At 53.5% G+C, this 18970-nt stretch carries 14 protein-coding genes; 6 read left to right on the top strand and 8 right to left on the bottom strand.

The window, feature by feature from the left end; translation table 11 throughout:
* Positions 1–425 precede the first annotated feature (425 nt).
* Positions 426–1409 (top strand): Gfo/Idh/MocA family oxidoreductase, encoded by a 984-nt coding sequence (locus H6G13_RS01105; protein WP_190481272.1) that lies wholly within the window; start codon positions 426–428, stop codon positions 1407–1409.
* Between the two features lie 53 nt (positions 1410–1462).
* Here H6G13_RS01105 and H6G13_RS01100 read toward each other — a convergent pair whose 3' ends face one another.
* Together H6G13_RS01100 and H6G13_RS01095 are read right to left on the bottom strand one after the other, a co-directional pair.
* On the bottom strand, positions 1463–2719 hold the full coding sequence (locus H6G13_RS01100; protein ID WP_190481270.1) for a glycosyltransferase: 1257 nt from the start codon (positions 2717–2719) through the stop codon (positions 1463–1465).
* A 286-nt stretch (positions 2720–3005) separates the two neighbouring features.
* Positions 3006–4145, bottom strand: coding sequence for a quinone-dependent dihydroorotate dehydrogenase (locus H6G13_RS01095; protein WP_190481447.1), 1140 nt, complete (start codon positions 4143–4145; stop codon positions 3006–3008).
* A gap of 389 nt (positions 4146–4534) precedes the next feature.
* Here H6G13_RS01095 and H6G13_RS01090 point away from each other — a divergent pair, with 389 nt between their 5' ends.
* Positions 4535–7366: a GAF domain-containing protein gene (locus tag H6G13_RS01090; RefSeq protein WP_190481268.1), complete on the top strand. Its 2832-nt coding sequence runs from the start codon at positions 4535–4537 to the stop codon at positions 7364–7366.
* Positions 7367–7431: 65 nt separating this feature from the next.
* Here H6G13_RS01090 and H6G13_RS01085 read toward each other — a convergent pair whose 3' ends face one another.
* Positions 7432–8991 (bottom strand): NAD(P)H-quinone oxidoreductase subunit N, encoded by a 1560-nt coding sequence (locus tag H6G13_RS01085; RefSeq protein WP_190481266.1) that lies wholly within the window; start codon positions 8989–8991, stop codon positions 7432–7434.
* A 126-nt stretch (positions 8992–9117) separates the two neighbouring features.
* Here H6G13_RS01085 and H6G13_RS01080 point away from each other — a divergent pair, with 126 nt between their 5' ends.
* A complete protein-coding gene (locus H6G13_RS01080) occupies positions 9118–9480 on the top strand; it encodes a hypothetical protein (protein WP_190481264.1) in 363 nt (120 codons plus the stop codon).
* Between the two features lie 142 nt (positions 9481–9622).
* Positions 9623–12349 (top strand): type I DNA topoisomerase, encoded by a 2727-nt coding sequence (topA, locus tag H6G13_RS01075; RefSeq protein ID WP_190481262.1) that lies wholly within the window; start codon positions 9623–9625, stop codon positions 12347–12349.
* A gap of 439 nt (positions 12350–12788) precedes the next feature.
* Here the strand turns inward: topA and H6G13_RS01070 are convergent, their stop codons facing one another.
* Complete coding sequence (locus H6G13_RS01070; protein WP_190481260.1) at positions 12789–13580, bottom strand: SDR family oxidoreductase; 792 nt, start codon at positions 13578–13580, stop codon at positions 12789–12791.
* Positions 13581–13830: 250 nt separating this feature from the next.
* Between H6G13_RS01070 and H6G13_RS01065 the strand changes: the two genes are divergently transcribed.
* On the top strand, positions 13831–14628 hold the full coding sequence (locus H6G13_RS01065; protein ID WP_190481258.1) for a methyltransferase domain-containing protein: 798 nt from the start codon (positions 13831–13833) through the stop codon (positions 14626–14628).
* 188 nt (positions 14629–14816) lie between these two features.
* Complete coding sequence (locus H6G13_RS01060; RefSeq protein WP_190481256.1) at positions 14817–15563, top strand: SDR family oxidoreductase; 747 nt, start codon at positions 14817–14819, stop codon at positions 15561–15563.
* Positions 15564–15573: 10 nt separating this feature from the next.
* On the opposite strand, the gene H6G13_RS01055 is transcribed toward H6G13_RS01060, so the two are convergent.
* From H6G13_RS01055 to H6G13_RS01040, 4 genes are all read right to left on the bottom strand, one after another.
* Entirely contained in the window at positions 15574–15756 is a 183-nt protein-coding gene (locus tag H6G13_RS01055) for a hypothetical protein (protein ID WP_190481254.1), read from the bottom strand.
* Between the two features lie 240 nt (positions 15757–15996).
* Entirely contained in the window at positions 15997–16524 is a 528-nt protein-coding gene (locus H6G13_RS01050; RefSeq protein ID WP_190481253.1) for a hypothetical protein, read from the bottom strand.
* Entirely contained in the window at positions 16517–17896 is a 1380-nt protein-coding gene (locus tag H6G13_RS01045) for an IctB family putative bicarbonate transporter (protein ID WP_190481251.1), read from the bottom strand. Before H6G13_RS01045 ends, H6G13_RS01050 begins: the two co-directional genes overlap by 8 nt.
* A 149-nt stretch (positions 17897–18045) precedes the next feature.
* Positions 18046–18894, bottom strand: coding sequence for a metal-dependent phosphohydrolase (locus H6G13_RS01040; protein WP_190481249.1), 849 nt, complete (start codon positions 18892–18894; stop codon positions 18046–18048).
* Positions 18895–18970 lie beyond the last annotated feature (76 nt).

Genomic DNA, 18970 nt, shown 5'->3' with positions numbered 1-18970 from the left:
GTTTAGGGATTTATTCCTAGGGATCAACTCCAACTTTGATACTACGGGAAAAGTTGATCGGTGTGGGCGTTTTTCCTTCTTTTGATGAACGGGATTCGTAATCAAATAACTCTGTTTCTGCCGGGATTGCTTATAGGTTCAATGCGGCCATTCCACGAAATCCTTAGCAGCGGGTTGTTTAGGGAGGGTTGGGGAAATGCGGTGAATACCTGAAAGTTGTCTCCTAAACTAGTTATCAATAATTAATTTTATTATTAGTTTTGCTTATGTCATTTAAGGTATGGGGGTTTCTAGTAGAAATAGGACTCAATAAGGCAAATGTTTTGGGTGGGCAAAGTTACCCTCAGATAAGGATTCATACTGTTTCTAAAGTAGGCTTGCCTGATCAATAGTTGAAGGGTTTTGGCGTTTAGGAGGATGACACTTTGCTTCAGGTTGGGTTGGTAGGGACAGGGTTTGCTGCTCGGCTGCGGGCAGAAGCGTTTACAGCGGAGACGCGATCGCAACTCATAGCCGTCGCCGGTCACTCGCTAGAGCGAACCGCCCAGTTCTGTGAGCCCTTTGGGGTTCAGCCTTGCGCTAGCTGGCAGGAGGTCGTGAACCGGCCTGAGCTGGATCTCATTGTCGTATCGACTGTGAGCCAGAGCCACGGCGACATTGTAGAAGCAGCGCTCTTGGCTGATAAGCACGTGGTGGTGGAGTATCCCCTATCTCTGGATGTAGCTCAGGCAGTACGGCTGCTGGCCTTGGCTTGCGATCGCAATCGCCTGCTTCACATCGAGCACATTGAGCTTTTGGGCGGTCAGCACCAAGCTGCCCGCGCCCATCTAGCTGCGGTCGGGCAACCCTTCTACGCCCGCTACTGCACCCTGAACCCCCAGCGGCCTGCCCCCCAGAAATGGACCTACCAGCCCGATCAGTTTGGCTTTCCTCTGATGGGGGCCCTGTCGCGCATTCATCGCCTGACGGATCTCTTTGGCACTGTCGAGCACGTGTTTTGCCAAAACCGCTACGAGGGCACCTGGCCCGATGGTTCTGGCTATACCTCTTGTCTCTGCACCGCCCAACTCCACTTCACCAGCGGTCTGGTAGCTGAGGTTACTTACGGCAAAGGCGAGGCCGTCTGGACCACCACCCGCCGCCTAGAAATCCACGGCAGTCAGGGCGGCTTGACTCTCGACGGGGATCAGGCCACCCTAGTCACCGCTGCCGGGGAGCAGCCCATCGAGATCGGCTCACGGCGAGGTCTGTTTGCTAAAGATACGGCTCAAGTCCTCGACTTTTTGGCTGAAGAAACTCCTCTCTACGTCAGCCCTCAAGCCAGCCTATACGCGCTGCAAGTGGCCGACGCCGCCCGACAATCTGCTGAATCAGGCCAGGCCGTCGCAGTAGAGACTGCTGCAGAATAGACCTTCAGTGTCCAAGCGGAAGGCAGAGGGCAGAAGGATGATCCTCTTTTTCCCTATTTCACCTGCGTTACCCGCCAGCTCAGCTTTAGATTGAGCCAGAAGTTCCAAATCGTGACGACTGCGATCGCAATCAAGTTGCCCAAGTAGGCCCAGCGCTGGCCAAAGATCCAGTTGTAGACAAAATTTAGGATCAAAACATTGAGTACCAGCCCCGCCAGACAGACTAGGTTGAACTTGAGAAACCGCTTCAGGCGGGGTCCCCAGCCCTGCTGCTGCTGGCTGACGTCGGCAAAGGTCCAGCTGTCATTCCAGATAAAATTGTTGAAAATAGCGGCTTCGCCAGCAAAGATTTTGCTGCGGGTTAGGGGCAGACCCAGTGTGGTGTGCAACAGGTACAAAATCGCCATATCTACAAACACACCGCTCAAGCCCACAATGCCGAAGCGGATAAAGCGCTGCAAGGGAAACTGCTCCTGCAGTCGAGACAGGCGACCGGCCAGCCGCAGCCGCACTAGATGGTGAATATAGTCAACATACTGCCGCCACGACACCTTGCTCTCTCCTGTCGTGCGCTCTTGAAACACATAGCCTACTTCAGCAATCGTCTTAACTTGTCCCCGGCCAATTACCTCTAGCAAAATCTTGTAGCCCTTGGGGTTGAGGATAGGGCCTGCGATCGCAGATCGGCGCACCAAAAAATAGCCGCTCATAGGATCGCTCACCCGGCCTACCACCTGAGGCAGGAGCACCAGCCCCAGCATCTGCGCCCCCCGAGATAAAAATCGGCGGGTCAAACTCCACTCACTGACGCCGCCCCCCTCAACATGGCGGCTGGCAACAGCTAAATCTACCCCGGTCTGCATGGCCTCGGCTAGCTGCAGCAGCACCTCGGGTGGGTGCTGCAAGTCGGCATCAATCACACCTAAGATCTCGCCCTCAGCTACCTGCCAACCTCGAATGACAGCCGACGATAGCCCCTTTTCCTGCTGCCGCCGCATCACCCGTAACTGGGGCAAGCTCTGGGTCAGCAACAGGGCCTTTTCCCAAGTACCGTCAGGGCTATTGTCATCCACCACAATCAGCTCATAGTTTTGCGGCAAAGCCTGATCAAGCAGCTCCACCAGACGAGCCACAATCTGATGAATGTTGCCACTCTCGTTGTACGTCGGCACAATCAGGGAGAGCAGCTTAGGATAGCCAGCGGCACCGTCTATCAATTTGTCCTCTGTCTTCCCCCCAGCTAGCGGCACCTGTAGCGGCCCCGGCTGCGGGCTGAGGAGATGATGCGACAAATCAACAGACGTTTTCATAAGTTCTCCGGTTTCGCAAAAGGCCCCAAGGCGGAGGCTAATAGTTTCGAGGTCAGTTAAGAGCTATCTCGCCTAGCCAGTTCAAAGCCAACTCAGCCATAGACAGCCTACCTCTACCAGGGTCTAATACTACACCGAGAGAGGAGGCTACTCTGGTTGCCACTTCTTGGAGTGGATAAGTAAATGGGGAAGGCATTTCTCAAGCACAGACCCAGCGACCCATCCTCGATTAACCCTTCTTACTCTCCTCCACCTACTCATCCACCCATCCACCCACGTCCTTCCCCTAAATCTCATCAGCCAAACCAACCGCCGCTTGCAACGACGAAAGACCGTGGGCCTCAAGCTGAACCAGCAGCCCTTCTAGCACTCGCCGCACCATCCAAGGGCCTTCGTAAATCCAGCCGGTGTAAGTCTGTAGCAGACTGGCTCCGGCGGTGAGTTTTTCCCAGGCATCAGCAGCGGTAAAGATGCCGCCTACGCCAACGATTGGCAGTTGGCCCTGAGTTTCTTTCCAGATAAAGCGGATCACTTCGGTGGAGCGGCTGCGTAGGGGAGCGCCGCTGATGCCCCCGGCTTCTTCGGTGAGGGGGCGGCCTGTGGATGGCAATAACTGGGTCTTGAGATGGTCTTTGCGGATGGTGGTGTTGGTGGCGATGATACCTGCCAATTGGTAACGTTGGGCTAGGTCAACGACGGCTGCGATCTCATCCCACTCTAGGTCAGGTGCAATTTTGACGAGCAGGGGTTTTTGCTCAGTGTTGGCCTGCTGCAGCGCCTGCAGGATTGGCGCTAGCTGGTCGGTGGCCTGCAGGTCTCGCAGCCCGGGTGTATTGGGCGAAGAGACGTTGACCACAAAATAGTCGCCCCAAGGCTGCAGTTGCTTAAAGCTGGTCAGATAGTCCTGAGCGGCTTCTTCTAGGGGCGTGATCTTGGACTTGCCCAGGTTGATCCCGATGGGAATGGGGGAGCGCCCGTCTGGCCAGAGGTCTGCCAGGTAAGCGGTCATCGCAGCAGCACCCTGGTTGTTAAAGCCCATGCGATTGAGCACTGCCTGGTCTTCAGTCAGCCGAAACAGTCGCGGCTGAGGATTGCCCGGCTGGGCGTGGCAGGTGACGGTGCCCAACTCGGCAAAGCCAAAGCCAAATAGCGGCCAGGCCCGAGCGGCAGCACCGTCTTTGTCAAAGCCTGCTGCCAGCCCCAGGGGGTTGGCAAAGGTCAGGCCCCAGAGGGTCTGCTGCAGCCGCTCATCTTCGACTGTGAGCTGGTGACGCAGCCAATTTTGGCGCTGGTGGCTCCAGCTTGAGGGGCCAGGTTGGGCTAGCCAGACCAGGCTGGTAAGGGTGGATCGGTGCAGCCATTCGGGATCAAGCTTGAGCCCAGAAAACAGCAGGGGCCGGATAAGCTGAGTATAGGGATCGGACAGGCCTAGCAATGGTTTGCTTGAGAGGGGTTTGCTTAACAGGGGTTTGCTCAACGGGATCTTTGGGAGGTTTTTGGGTACTTTAGTAATGCCATCTCTACAACAGCAGAGGCGTGGTCTTTAACACCCTCTACCGTATCGCTAATCCTACCGCCAGTGCACAGAGAAATGGTTGGGGAGTAGCCCATCTAAGAGGGGCCTTCAGGGACAGGCAAACTGATTTTTCCTTCAGCTACAGCCACTGCTTCTGGTTTTCTGCATCTGCACTATAGTGTTAACACTCTGGCTTGAAGTCGCCAAACCTGGCGTCGGTGATTCCTTGCGAGCATCTATCCTCTTTCCCTAACCCCTCTATTTCCCCATCGACCACTGAAGGAGGTCAGTTAAATCGTATGAGTCAGTCTCATACTGGGCCAGCCTATGAAAAGCAAATGGTGTCTCTGGGGCGAGTTTTGCAAACCCTGCGGGATGCTCAGACGGGCGATGAGGCAGTTAGAGTAGCCCTTGACCATGTGCGGTCTGAATTTGATTTTGAGGTGAGCTGGATTGGCCTGTACGACCGGGTCAACCACAAGCTGCTCACCAAAGCTTGCCACGCCCCCAAGGGGCTGCGATTTATCCGCACCCACCTGAACTTGACTCCCGGTGACGTGATGGAGCAGGTGGTGATTCAGCAGCGGCCTTTGATCGTGGCTGATTTTCAGAATGAGCCGAGGGGGGGAGAGTGGGTTGCGATCGCAAAAAATTTAGCCCTACAAAGCGGTGTTTTGTTCCCCATTCGGCGGCAAGACGTGTGCTTTGGCATTCTGCTGCTGGGGTCGCAGCGGTGGGGCATTAGCCCGACAACTGGAGAACGGGCACATCTCTCAATGCTAATGAACTTCCTGGGCGATGCGCTGTACCAGCACGAGGCCGAGGCCCAGCGCCAGCAAATCAAGCGACCCGATCAACCTCTGCTGACCCTGCTCGAAAAACTGGGTACCCTAGAGGGCCTAGACAGCCGGTTGCGGGCTGTCTGCCAGGAGACCCAAAAATTTATCAAGCCCAGCCGCACTCGGATTTTTTGGTTTGAGCCTAAGGGCAACTACTTTTGGCTGCGCAGCCAGCCCAACCAAAAACAGTTTGTTAGCAATGTCGATGAATCAGCCACCCCCACGCTGATGATTCCGATTGAGGACGTGCGGGGGTTTCACCAGTCTCTCACCAACAACCAGCTGATTGTCGTTGGCGAAATTCAAAGCTCGCTCAAGGCCACTGTCACCGAGCGCATGATGCAGCTGCTCAAAGCCTGCTCTTTCATGGCCGCGCCTATTCTCTATCAGGGCAATCTTCTGGGCTTTGTTGCCGTTGAAGGAGATACCGCCCGAATCTGGAGTGAGCCCGAGAAATTTTTTTTGCAGGGGGTGGCTCGGCTGGTGGCTCTTGCCTTGCCGGTTTCTGAAACCGACGATCGCATTCGCCAAATGGAGGCCAATCAGCGTCTGACCAGCGGCGTTGTGCGGGGTATTCACAGCGATTTAGACTGGCGTAAAGCATTGGAGGTGTGCGCTACAGACCTCTCTTCGCTGCTCTCTGTGCGGCAGTTTATCGTGCTGATTTTTGACGAAGACTGGGGCGGCTACGAACTCTGCTTTCAAAGTCAGGTGGCCCAGACCAAAGGGGTGCCAATGGCCTGGCCGGGGCTAGATGATGTGGATTGGCAAATGCTAGAGCGTAGCACTGTCGCTGTCTGCGTGGAAGATATCGGCCACGATCTGAAGCTGATGGCCTGGCGACCTATCTTGCATACCCTGGGCGTGCGCTCGGTGATGGCCTGCAATGTGGCACCCGGCAATGCTCCGAAGGGGGTGGTGCTGGTCTGTGATCAGATCAGCCGCCACTGGACGCCGCTGGAATCGTCTCTGTTAGAAGCCGTCAGCCGGCAGCTAGGGCTGCTGCTGCACCAATGGCAGCTGCAGCGGCAGATGGACCAGCAGGAGCACGTCTATGACTCGATTCAGTGGGGTCTACGGACGATCCAGCGCACCTATGATCTGGAAATCTTAGAGAAAAACACCATTCAGCACTTGGCCCAGCTCCTGCAGCTGTCGGCGGTGGCGTTGGTAAGCTGGCAGCCGGGGGAAGAAGTTGCCCGTGTGAGTCAGGCCAGCGTTCAAGACAAGGAGTTTTGGGTTGACGAAGACTGTGAAGTTTCCGTCGGCTCCGATGCGATTCTCAACTGGGCTTTGCAGACCGACGGCATTTTGCCTCTAGTGCTAGAGGATCTGCCCGATATTTCCCGACATTGGGTGTCTGGCCCCACGGCCTGTAAGTTTTTGGTCATGGCCCTACGCACTGCGCCCGACCACCGACCGACGGCTGTGCTAGTAGCGGTCGGTCGGCCCGAACGGCGCTGGGCGGAGCACCACACTAATCTCTTGACGCTGATGACAAACCAGCTGGCCTGGTCTCGGCGGCACCTGAGTCTGGTAGCCATGCTGACGACTCAGCGGGAGCAGCTAGAGCAGCTGAACTGGTACAAGCAGCACCGCTTTGAGGAACTCTACCGGCTGCTGTACAAGCACGCTCAGCGGCTGACCGAGCTTAGTCAAAACGACCTGGAAAGCCAGCCTCACCAGCAGGCCCTACGTGAGCTAGAGTCGCTGATGGACAGTATGAAGCCGACTCTCAGCCGGGAGGATTGGCAGCTCCACGGCGAATATCAAACAACGCCCTTGATCAGCCTGCTAACGCGGCTGATGGAGCGGGTCAATGGCCTAATTCAGCAGCAGCAGCTTTGGACTAAGGTACACAATGAGAGCAATTTGGTCATTGGCGGCGATATTGCCAAAATTGAGCTGGTTTTGTGTGAGCTGATGGGGGCAGCGTGTTTGCGATCGCAGCCCGGCGGCCGCATCGATATCTGGTGCCGTCAGGTCGATCGCTACTGGCTCGAACTCTCCATAACCGACGATGGCGAGATGACGCCTCGCCTAATTGAGGAACTACAAAAGGGCCGCCCCGATGACCCCTTAGCTCCTTCTACCCTAGATGAACCGCCCGGACTGCACTTTGCTATCTGTAAAACCCTGATGGAGCAAATGGGCGGTGAATTTAACCTCAGCCGCTTAGAAGACAACCGCATTCTCAGCCGGGTATTGCTGCCTATTGCTTCTCCTACCGGGCGGCAGTCTCATCGAGGTACCGTTATCAACAAGCCCTTTTTCCACAAGCCCGGCCATTAAAAAGCCAGACGGCAGCTAAGTGCTGCCGTCTGGCTTTTATATCAGCGATTTGTGGGCTGAGCAGCCTACTCCTGGATTTCAGCTACTGGCAGTACTTGAGCAATCTCTGGAGTGGTAATCGAACTTTGCAGCATAGGTGTGCGGGTGATCGACGCGTTTGCGATCGTAAAGAGAGGATTTGACAAAATACCGGCCAAAGAGGTCGCTACTGTAGCCAATACCAAGCTCACCTGCAGAGGCCGCATACCGGGCAGGTTCCAGTGCATCGGCGGATAGTTCTTCACCACATCCGACATTTCCTGAGGCTCTTTTACCACCATCATCTTGATCACACGAATGTAGTAGTAGATCGAGATAACAGTGGTGATTAGACCAACCAACACCAAGCCGTAGGCACCAGCCTGCCAACCTGCCCAAAAGATGTAGAGCTTACCAAAGAACCCAGCTAACGGAGGAATGCCGCCCAAAGAGAGCAGACAAATGCTCAGGCCCAAAGTCAGCAGCGGATCTTTTTGATACAGACCGCTGTACTCACTGATCTGATCAGTCCCGGTCCGTAGAGAGAACAAAATCACACAGGTGAAAGCTCCCAAGTTCATAAACAGGTAGATCAGCAGGTAGAACACCATACTGGCATAGCCAGCATCTGTGCCAATCACCAGACCAACCATTACAAAGCCTGCCTGACCAATAGATGAGTAGGCCAGCATCCGCTTCATGCTTGTCTGAGCTAGAGCTACCACGTTGCCCAGCACCATACTGAGAATGGCCAGGGCAGTAAAGACAAAATGCCACTGCTCAGCCACCATCGGGAAGGCGGTGACCAACAGGCGAATCGCCAGGGCAAATCCAGCGGCCTTAGACCCTACCGAAAGAAAAGCCACAACCGGTGTCGGAGACCCTTCGTAAACGTCGGGAGTCCACTGGTGGAAAGGCACTGCTGCAATCTTGAAGGCAATGCCAGCGATCACAAAGACCAGCGCCACGACCAATCCAATCGGTGCATCAGAGCCGTCCGACACAATGTTGACAGCCACCTCACTCAGGCGAGTCTGGCCCCCCGATAAGCCATAGAGCAGAGACACACCATAGAGGAAAATGGCAGAGCTTGCGGACCCAATCAGGAGATATTTCAGGGCAGCTTCGTTAGAGCGAGGGTCTCGCTTCATGTAGCCCGTCAACAGGTAAGAAGAAATACTCAGCGTTTCTAGCGAGACAAAAACTGTCACCAGTTCGTCTGCCCCCGAGAGAAACATGCCACCCAGCGTCGCAGTCATCAAGATGACCAAAAACTCCGCTAGGGAGGTACCCGACTGCTCGATGTAGCGCACCGACATCGGTACGGTTACTGCCGCTGACAGAACAATGATCGCCCGAAACACGACGCTCAGGGCATCGCTGTTGTAGCTACCCAAAAAACCGATGGGGTTGGCAATGTCCCATTCGAAGAAGAGCACCACTACTGCGGAAAGCAGGCCCACTAGACAAGCGTAGGGAGTCCACCGGGAAGACGACCGGCCCTGGATCAGATCTCCCACTAGGACAAAGAGAATTGTCAGAATGACAAGGCCTTCAGGCAAAATTGTGCCCGCATTGAGTTGAGCACTCAAAGTCGCGAAATCCATTGGCTCCGGCACCTCAGGTAACATTTAGCAGAGATTCAGCAGTAGATGGCAACTTGCCGATTATAGAGGCTCATTCCTCAAGAGGCTGCCTCTCCGACACTTTCCCAACGGTAAAGCCCGAGGGGAATGCCTGTAAACATCTGTATATCTGGCATCTTATCGCGTCGCGCCAGCCAGTTGATGTTTACCCAGGAAGTTCAAGCAAAGCTTATGGTGCGGTTCAGCCTCTCCAAAAAAGGGCCGATAGAGCGATTTGCTCCATCAGTCTCAAAAAGATGGCTCAAACTTTATTTTGTTTTAATTTTTGTGCCTTTAGCCCCTTTTTTGCGCCTAATTGCCCAACGAAACCCCAGTTTTTCTCAGATCTACACTGGACGGCAGCCTGCATTTAGGGATATCGATATAGAAAAGGAAACACTAAACTTTGTTCGGTCATACATTATTGAGTTTACGGGCTTACCCGCTTTCAAGATTTCATCTGTGCAGTAAAGTGGTTAGCACCTGGGAATGCTTCCAGCAGTCCTTTGTGCTGTAGCCAGGCTCCCAGTGGCCCGCCCCACTCCCCAGACGATTCACCCCCACCTCCTGCTTCTCTGATAAAACTATCTTCGGAAAAACGCTAAGACAGCTTATGCCGACGCTCGTCATCGTTGAGTCCCCCACCAAAGCCAAAACAATCCGTAACTACTTGCCTAAGGGGTATCGGGTAGAGGCTTCAATGGGCCATGTGCGCGATTTACCCAAGTCGGCCAGCGAAATTCCCGCTAACGTCAAGGGCGAAAAGTGGGCTCAGCTGGGCGTCAACCCAGAGGCTGACTTTGAACCTCTCTACGTTGTGCCGAGCGATAAAAAGAAGGTCGTTAAGACCCTGCAAGATGCTCTGAAAGAAGCCGACGAACTGGTGCTGGCAACGGACGAAGATCGCGAAGGGGAGAGCATCAGCTGGCACCTACTGCAGGTGCTCAAGCCCAAAGTGCCAACTAAGCGCATGGTGTTTCACGAGATCACCGAAGAGGCTATCCATGCAGCTTTGGGAAACTGCCGCGACATTGACGATCAGCTGGTCAGGGCTCAAGAAACTCGCCGCATTCTCGACCGCCTGGTAGGCTACACCCTATCGCCCCTACTGTGGAAGAAAATTGCTGGGGGTCTGTCTGCCGGACGGGTGCAGTCAGTTGCTGTCAAGCTTTTGGTGAAGCGGGAAAAAGAGCGTCGCGCCTTCCGCAAAGGCTCCTACTGGGATCTCAAGGCTTCTCTACTAAAAGAGAAAAGCCCTTTTGAGGCTAAGCTGGTAACGCTAGGCGGTACTCGGCTAGCTAACGGCAGCGACTTCGACGAGTCTACTGGCCAGATTGCTCATGGCCGCAATGTGCTGCTGCTGGGTGAGGAACAGGCGCGAGCACTGCAGCAGCGGCTCCAGTCGGGAGCGTGGACTGTCAGTAACCTGGATGAGCGCCCATCTACTCGCAAGCCCTCGCCGCCCTTTACCACCTCTACCCTCCAGCAGGAAGCTAACCGCAAGCTGCGACTCTCTGCCCGAGAAACTATGCGGGTAGCTCAGAATCTCTATGAGCAGGGCTACATCACCTATATGCGGACAGACTCAGTAAACCTGTCGCAGCAGGCAGTGGAGGCAGCTCGTTCCTGTGTGGAGCAGCGCTACGGCAAGGAGTACCTCAGTCCCAAACCACGCCAGTACACAACCAAGTCTAAGGGGGCGCAGGAAGCTCACGAAGCGATTCGCCCTGCCGGCAGTACCTTCAGAACGCCGCAGGAGACAGGCCTATCGGGCCGTGAATTTGCCCTCTACGATCTGATCTGGAAGCGGACGGTAGCCACTCAGATGGCAGAGGCCCGGCAAACCCACATTACGGTCAGCATTGAAGTTGAGGATGCGGTTTTTCGGGCGACGGGTAAGCGCATTGATTTCCCGGGCTTTTTCCGAGCTTACGTTGAAGGTTCAGACGATCCAGATGCGGCGCTGGAAGATCAGGAGGTGATTTTGCCTCGAATGGCGGTAGGCGATGCAATCAACTGCTCTGATCTAGAAGCAATTGGCCACGAAACGCAGCCCCCTGCCCGCTTTACCGAAGCCTCTCTGGTCAAAACGCTGGAGAGCGAGGGCATTGGCCGACCCAGCACCTATGCCACCGTAATCGGCACCATTGTGGATCGGGGCTATGCGCGACTGGTGACTAATAGCCTAGTGCCAACGTTTACGGCCTTTGCTGTCACTTCGCTGTTGGAAAACCATTTTCCAGACCTGGTAGATGTGGGCTTTACGGCTCGCATGGAGCAGACGCTCGATGACATCTCAACGGGCGAGGTGGAATGGCTGCCCTACCTGCAGGCTTTTTACCGGGGTGAACAGGGGTTAGAAAATCAGGTACACGAGCGGGAGAGCCAAATTGACCCGGCTGATGCCAGGACAGTTAAGCTAGCCGATCTAGATGCCAGGGTACGGATTGGCCGCTACGGCCCCTACATCGAAGTGGAGAGCGAGGACGAGCCGGTCAAAGCCTCTATTCCCCAGGATGTGCCCCCCGCAGATCTGGACATTGAGCAGGTTGAGCGGATCTTAAAGCAAAAGCTGGAAGGGCCTGAAAAAGTAGGCCTGCACCCTGACACTGGGGAACCGATTTACCTGCGAATTGGCCCCTATGGTCCCTTTGTCCAGATGGGAGAAAAAACGGATGAGAACCCTAATCCTAAACGGGCCTCTCTCCCTAAAGGTGTGAATTCAGACGATGTGACGCTAGAGGTTGCGGTTGGGCTGTTGGCTCTACCCCGCACCTTGGGCTTTCACCCCGAGACTGGCGCACCGGTTAAGGCGAGCCAAGGTCGCTTTGGCCCCTACATTGTTCATGACCAGGGCAAAGAGGGCAAAGACTATCGCTCTCTCAAAAAGGATGACGATGTGTTGTCTGTCTCGCTAGATCGGGCACTCGATCTGCTGTCTGAGCCAAAGTCGAGCCGGGGCCGCAAAAAGTCAGTTGAGCCGCTGCGGGATCTGGGCAAGCACCCAGAGGATGAGGAAACGATTGCCATTTTCAATGGTCCCTACGGCCCTTATGTCAAGCATGGCAAGACCAATGCCTCCGTACCAGAAGGGGTTGAGGTCGAAGCGGTGACGCTGGAACAGGCGGTTGAATGGCTAAACAGCAAGGCGGGCGGGAAAAAGAAAACTACCCGCAAGTCGTCTGGTCGCACGACGAAAACGGCTGCGGCAAGCAAGACCACGACGGCAAAGAAGACGACTCGCAAATCGACAACGGCTAAGTCTAGCTCAACTAAATCGGGCACGACTAAGTCAGGTACAACCAAGTCTCGTAGCTCGAAGTCTAAGGCTGCTGAGTAGCTAAGGCTAGGGATTAGGAGGTGGTGTGGGTAGACGCTGCCCACACCACCTTGTTAGTATTTTTGTAGAGTGTGTCATCGCAGCGCGTGACGCACCAGCCAACGAAAAGCAGCTTTCGCTAGCAAATTGGTGCGCTTGCCCAAACAACAACACCCCTACAGGTAATGCCCTGTCTGGCTAAGTCAAGATCACTACTCGATTAGCGGGTATCTGGTGGTGATCACCATCCACTCGCCGGGGCGGCCTATAGGAATGGGGTCGCTCCAGTTATCAGCATCGGCATAGTTGAGGGTGTGCGATCGCTATCACTTGATCATTCTTTGTCTATCTCAATCGCAAGTCTCCCAGTTCGTTTGTTTTGTTGTTAGTGAATTGGTTTTGTTTGCTCTGTCGAAATCGGTTCGTTCTATCAAACCAACGATCTAAAGTGGGAGCGTGATCATTTGCCAACGTTATTTCCTAATACCAGCTTCCAGAAGCTGGAAACTTCCTCACGTGGCAGAAACCGGGGCAGCACAGCAAGAATGGGATTAATCAGATTGCCAGGAATCACGAGCGGCTTTCGGTTTTCAAATGCTTTTAGGGCCTCTTGTGCAACGGTCTCAACCGGCGTATCAAATCTTGCAGCTACGTTAACCAAGAACGGCGGAAATCCTGCTTCTTTGAAAAACTTAACGCCAACCGGCCCTGGACAAACAGCCAGCACATGCACTCCGTAACTGCGATTCTCTGCCCACAAAGCTTCACTAAAGCTGAGAATAAATGCTTTTGTTGCTGCGTAGATCGAGAAGTAGGGCATAGAGTGAAACGCGGCCACCGAACACAGATTGATGACCCCGCCAGTTTGACGTTGCCGCATCCCAGGTAGGAAGCGATGGGTCAAATCCACAATCGTCGCCATATTGAGCTGCACCATCTTTAGCTGAAAATCTCGATCGCTTTCAGCGAAATCACCGTAATCTCCAATTCCAGCGTTGTTAACCAGTATGTCGATTGATCTTCCAAGCTGCTGTGCAGTTTGAAAGACTGTTTCTGTGGCGTCTGCTGCTGTCAAATCCTGAACGATAATATCTACTTGGATTTGATGCTGATGCTTGAGTGAGTTGGCGAGTTCCTGTAACTTGTCTTGGGAACGAGCGACTAGTACAAGATCAATTTGACGCACTGCTAATTGTTGGGCAAATTCTGCACCGATGCCGGCAGAGGCTCCGGTAATCAAGGCTGTCGTCATGCAAGTTCACAGGTTCACTTTACTAAGATAGATTGAACTAAATTCATAGTTTCTGTATCACCCTGAAGAACTATTGCTGCGGCAATCAGGGAAGTAGTGATCTAGTAGCCGTGTCTAGCTACTCGGCTGCAGTGAGCAGACAGAAGTGTCAAAGCGATCTTGAGGAGTGCCTAATGCCGCTGAACCGGCTCGTTAAATTGCTTTACGCTAGCGATAAGTCAGTCAAGAGTAAACTGTGGAGTTTGACAGGGTGGGACAATCCAACTATTACGACAACATTGCTGAGATTTATGACCAAACTCGTTGGTTGACAAAATCAATTGCTGAGGAAGTTGCAGATTTTATTCTTACCTTAGTCAAAGCAACACCTGAGACTACTTTTTTAGAACCAGGTGTTGGCACTGGTTTGAACGTTCTCCCCTTGGTTAGACGAGGCTATTCTGTAACTGGAATCGATGTTTCTAAGGAAATGCTCAAGCAGTTGTACCAAAAGCTGCACGAAATTCCTAAAAATTTAAGGCTGATTCATGCAGATGCCTCACAGTTACCTTTTCCAGATGGCAGTTTTGACGTTGTGCTGACTGTTCACATGCTTCACACCGTTTCCAATTGGAGAATGTTTCTGAATGAAATCGATCGCGTTCTGAAGCTACAAGGTTTTTACCTAAATGCTCAATGGGTCACTCTGCCTGCCCGAAGAAAATTTGAGCACCACTTCAGAGCTATTTTGTCTAAGTATGAAGGGTCGCAAGTCTTAAAACAGGTATATGAATCAATTGATGAAATCAAGGTAGAGGAATATTTTCACAACAAAGGTTATCGATCTAATTACTTAATAGCTAAGGAATGGACGGTAAGTAACACGGTTGAAGAACTACTCGGTTTCTACAAGTCGCGAGCATATGGATTGTGCTGGCTAGTGCCAGATGAAACGTTCTATTGTGTAATGGAAGAGTTTGAAGAGTTTTGTAATGACCATTATGGCTCATTAGCAGTAGAGTTATCATCTGAAGCGAAGTTTGAGATCTGGGCATACACCACAAGCTAACAAGTTTAAAGTGGCGAACTGAGTCTTCGCGTTTCACCTCAGATCGTTCTGTCGCCGCTCAACTTAGTTATTAACCTGCCCATATTTTGGGTTGTGTAGTTATCGAAGGCTTTGCTCATTAATCTGGATTGAGTCAGTTGAATGCTGTATTTTTGGGAAAGTCATTTGTAAGTGCCCGATAAGAAGAAATGGAAAAAGTTCTGATTATTACAGGCAGTAGTCGCGGCATTGGTGCGGCTACCGCTTGCCTAGCTGCTGAGCAAGGTTATGCTATTTGCGTCAACTATCTTCGCAATCAGGAGGCTGCCCGCAGCGTTGTCAGCTCTATTACACAGGCTGGTGGTCGTGCGATCGCAACCGCAGCTGACATTGCCTCCGAAGAAGATGTGGTTCATCTTTTTCAGACGGTGGATGAACAATTAGGGAAGGTGACGGCCCTCGTTAACAATGCTGGAACCTTAGAGCAGCAAACGCGGGTAGAGAATATTGATGCTGCCCGACTCAATCGAGTCTTTGCGACGAACATCACCGGGAGTTTTTTGTGCGCCCGAGAAGCTATTAAGCGGATGTCTACCAAACACGGCGGAGCAGGAGGCGCTATCGTCAATGTTTCATCCGTGGCTTCTCGTCTGGGCTCCCCTGGTGAATACGTAGACTATGCAGCTTCCAAAGGAGCTATCGATACAATGACAATTGGGCTAGCAAAGGAAGTTGCCGATGAGGGTATTCGTGTAAATGCGGTGCGTCCGGGCTTTATTTACACCGACATTCACGCAAGCGGCGGTGAGCCAAATCGGGTTGAGCGCGTAAAAGAATCTGTTCCCATGAAGCGAGGTGGGCACGCGATTGAAGTTGCCAATGCAATTTTGTGGTTGCTATCGGCTGAGGCTTCGTATACAACCGGTGCCTTTATCGACATTGCAGGCGGTAAGTAAGCAGTGTTGACTAAGTGGCTTCATTCATGGCAGCGGCAACCAGGGTGAATACTGCCAGAATAGCCAGAAAAAACAGGACAACGAAGCGATCGCCCTGATTAAGTGTCTCTAGCAATTGTTGAGGGGCAATAGACGCTGAAATCGAGACAAATGAAACCGGCAGGGCGAGGGGGAGCCAATAGTCTTGCTGCATAGGGCCAACTTTTAGTCAAACACACCTCAGCTTTCCCGCTTATGGGTGTTTGAGCACTATTTCCCTAAAATCACGGCCAAAGCAGCTCTGTTGCTTAAACTTTCGTGACGTTCTTAGGTTTAGAGAACGAGCGCACAGCCAGATTTTACCCTTGCCTAGTAGCGGTGCTTCGGCGCTTTTTCGCCTGTGGAAGGGCTAGTGGCTGCTCACCTCATTAGACCTAACTGCAGCAGGCTGCAGCTAGTTACCCATGTAAGGCTCTCCTGATAGCCACATGATGACAAGAAAAGACGAGAAAAACACAAGAAGACAGTAGATTAGCAAAGCAGAAACATTCAGCAGTAGCCTCACCAGGTTCCGGCGTCGATGGCGTTTGCGTTTAACTGCTTGGAGAGTCTCAATGCTTCCTGTGATGGCCAGCGGCAAAGCGGCGGCAGCGGCTAAAACCCAACCAAAGTAAAAGGCCAGGAGTGACGATAAACTGAGGAGCGTCACTAGAGTAGTCGTCGCTAACAAACCAGCACAGATAAGTTCTACCGTCAGGCTTTCCTTACTGGATTGTGTTTGCCTGTGGTATTGGAGTGCACTGCTGGCAACTAACGCCCCATGTAGCCCCGGCAGTGCAGCAACCAAGCATGTCCACAAAATTCTTGTGAACCCTTGTCCCCACCATGTTTGTGCTGCAGCAAGAGTCAACCCAAGAGCACTAACGAAAGCAATACTAAAAATAAAGATGGGTTGAGTGCCACGGAACCCTTTTCTACTCATCAGCAGGTGCAGCAGCGGTTACGTAGTAGCTGGCAACAATAGCCATCATCAGCCACCAGAGGGTGCTGACTTGGGGCCGGTACCAGATGGTATCGACCAGCCCGTGACAGAGCATACCGGCCTGACTTGCGATCGCACCCATCAGCCAATAAGCCTGATTGTCCTGGGTGAGCCGCAGGCGCTGCAGCTGCACCCAGCCCTGGCTAAAAGTTACGACCAAGAGCCAGATTAAGACGGCTAGCCCCACCAGCCCAGCCTCCACCGCAGTCTCTAGAAAAATAGAGTAGGCACTCAAAGCTGTGTAGCGGGGTCGTTGGTAGAGCGGATAAACAGCGTTGAAGGCATCGTTGCCGGGACCAATGCCCAAGATGGGTCGATCCTTAATCATTTCGATAACAGCGGCCCAGACGTTAATCCGGAAGTTGTTGCTGCTGTCTTGCCGTCCGGCAAACATGCTCAGTACACGAGCCCGCAGAGGGTCAACCGCCAACACGCCTAAGACCGTTACCGCAGCAGCACTGCCCAGCAGCAGCGGCATTGCCCAGCGTCGCCAGAAAGGTGTAAAGCGAATGCTCCAGAAATGCACTACCAGAGCTAACAAAATAAAGCCGCCAACCAGAAAACCAATCCAGGCTCCTCGGCTTAGGGTGAGCACCAGACAGATGGTGTTGACCCCAACCAGCAGCAGGGCCAGCAGTTTGGGTAGCCAGCGGGGCCAAGCAAAAACAGCCATTGCGCTCAGGCCCACCGCTGGAATGAGATAGCCTCCCAACAGGTTAGGGTTGCCCAGGTAGCTATAGACGCGGGTAGCCGTGGCCGAGGCCGACAAGGGGTCTACCCAGGTCGCTAGAGCAGCTGCGCCAAAAAAGTACTGCCGCAGGCCGTACCCGGCCACGGGTAGAGAGGTCAGCAACAGCGCCAGCACCAGCCAGTTGCGAGCTTGGGAGCGGCGCAGCACGCGGGCCATCAGCAAAAACACCAGCAGATTTAAGGTGAGCTTAACCAGCCCCTGCAGCGCAGCAGCCTTGACCGGAGAGATCGCTGTTGCCAGCGCCATGACGCCCCAAAAGAGAATGACCATCAGGTGAATGGGCGTTAGCCCCTCCCCCGCCTCGTCGGTCAGGGTCAACAGCACCCAGAGGGCACCTGCCGCCATCATCAGTATGCCAATGAGGGCCGTTGAGACATAGGGGGCCAGCCCAAAAAGCGCCATCAGCAGCCCTAGCCCAATCCAGTCGCCCCACGGCAGCAGCCAGCTTCCCTGCCGCCATTGCCGCAGCGGAGCCAGCAGCTGGTGCACCAAGCTGACCTGTCGCCAGGAGCTTAGGTCAAAGGGAGTAAGGGTGATCTGGTTCCAGAAAGCATTTAGCATGGGCAGGCTACTGGGTAGGACAGTGCAGAAGTGACGGGAGTCTGCCCCAACGGGGAAAATTCCCCCCTAATCATGCCAGCCCCAAGCGTCGATGTGTCAACTTTTTTGCGTGAAGTTTGATCCACTTTTGATACCTTGTATCCGTGGATTTAGCACCTTATAAGGCTTTGCCTGAATAGGTCAACAGCAAAGATCAAGCTAGACGAACCCGGAGAGCTTTCAAAGAGGTCAGGCTGAAACCGCTTGATTTCGGTGGGCATTTCGTCTGGGCGCTGTTCTAGCTCTACTAGGTAGACATTGGTATAGAGACGAGCAATCGTTTGCCGTCCGGCAGGCGTGGCTGCCAGGTAGCGTAGGCTGCCACGAACGTAGGGAAAAACCACGCTCCAGTAAAAGTGGGGGTAGCTGGCCCGCAGATCTGCTGCTGATCGGTAGCCCAGGGTTTGGTTCATCCCCGTTTCCTCAAATTCACAGTAAAGGGCTGGCAGCTTTTTTAGATAGCACGGGTCGCTCAATTGGCCGATTAAATCAGCCGCCCGACACAGGCCAGGAAAGCCCATTGTGTCTTGGTACAGCTCGCCTTCAGGAACCGGAAAGCGAGTCAGCTCAATGTAGGTCAATACGCTCTCTAAATCTATTAGGGGGTGGTTGTGCAGTGTTGTGGCGATAAACTGCTGACCCCGATCAACGTGGTAGGGGGCCAAGCAGGCATCGGTTTTGCCCGTTGACAGGTCAGCGAACTGACCGGGTTTCCCACTGCTGTAGCGGCCATTAGCGCAGTCGTCGCCTTGGCAAACGCCGCGCAGATAGCCGATGTCATGGCACAGCAGGGCTACCATCACGTTCAGCCAGTCACTAGGGTTGACGGCTCTGCTGTAAAGGTGCTGGCCCTGGATTAGCAATTGGCCTACGGTTAGCACCTGCTGAGTGTGTTCAAGGTTGTGGTAGGGCGCATCGGAATTTGCGATCGCATCTAGCACGCTCTCAGCCAGTTCCATGAAACTGTGCCAATAGATTCGAGCTGACCCGCCAAATAACGCTAAAAATTCTTGATGTAGGAATTCTAAAAATGCT

It is taken from the genome of Pseudanabaena sp. FACHB-2040 (assembly GCF_014696715.1).
Classification (GTDB): domain Bacteria; phylum Cyanobacteriota; class Cyanobacteriia; order Phormidesmidales; family Phormidesmidaceae; genus JACVSF01.
The sequence above is the reverse complement of the archived record's forward strand: the minus strand, read 5'-3'. Positions and strand labels throughout refer to the sequence as shown.

Bases quoted from the DNA above. Each gene is read 5' to 3' on its own strand.
- H6G13_RS01100 (WP_190481270.1), bottom strand. From the start codon at position 2,719: ATGAAAACGTCTGTTGATTTGTCGCATCATCTCCTCAGCCCGCAGCCG.
- H6G13_RS01090 (WP_190481268.1), top strand. From the start codon at position 4,535: ATGAGTCAGTCTCATACTGGGCCAGCCTATGAAAAGCAAATGGTGTCT.
- H6G13_RS01085 (WP_190481266.1), bottom strand. From the start codon at position 8,991: ATGGATTTCGCGACTTTGAGTGCTCAACTCAATGCGGGCACAATTTTG.
- H6G13_RS01080 (WP_190481264.1), top strand. From the start codon at position 9,118: ATGCCTGTAAACATCTGTATATCTGGCATCTTATCGCGTCGCGCCAGC.
- topA (WP_190481262.1), top strand. From the start codon at position 9,623: ATGCCGACGCTCGTCATCGTTGAGTCCCCCACCAAAGCCAAAACAATC.
- H6G13_RS01070 (WP_190481260.1), bottom strand. From the start codon at position 13,580: ATGACGACAGCCTTGATTACCGGAGCCTCTGCCGGCATCGGTGCAGAA.
- H6G13_RS01060 (WP_190481256.1), top strand. From the start codon at position 14,817: ATGGAAAAAGTTCTGATTATTACAGGCAGTAGTCGCGGCATTGGTGCG.
- H6G13_RS01055 (WP_190481254.1), bottom strand. From the start codon at position 15,756: ATGCAGCAAGACTATTGGCTCCCCCTCGCCCTGCCGGTTTCATTTGTC.
- H6G13_RS01050 (WP_190481253.1), bottom strand. From the start codon at position 16,524: ATGAGTAGAAAAGGGTTCCGTGGCACTCAACCCATCTTTATTTTTAGT.
- H6G13_RS01045 (WP_190481251.1), bottom strand. From the start codon at position 17,896: ATGCTAAATGCTTTCTGGAACCAGATCACCCTTACTCCCTTTGACCTA.
- H6G13_RS01040 (WP_190481249.1), bottom strand. From the start codon at position 18,894: ATGGAACTGGCTGAGAGCGTGCTAGATGCGATCGCAAATTCCGATGCG.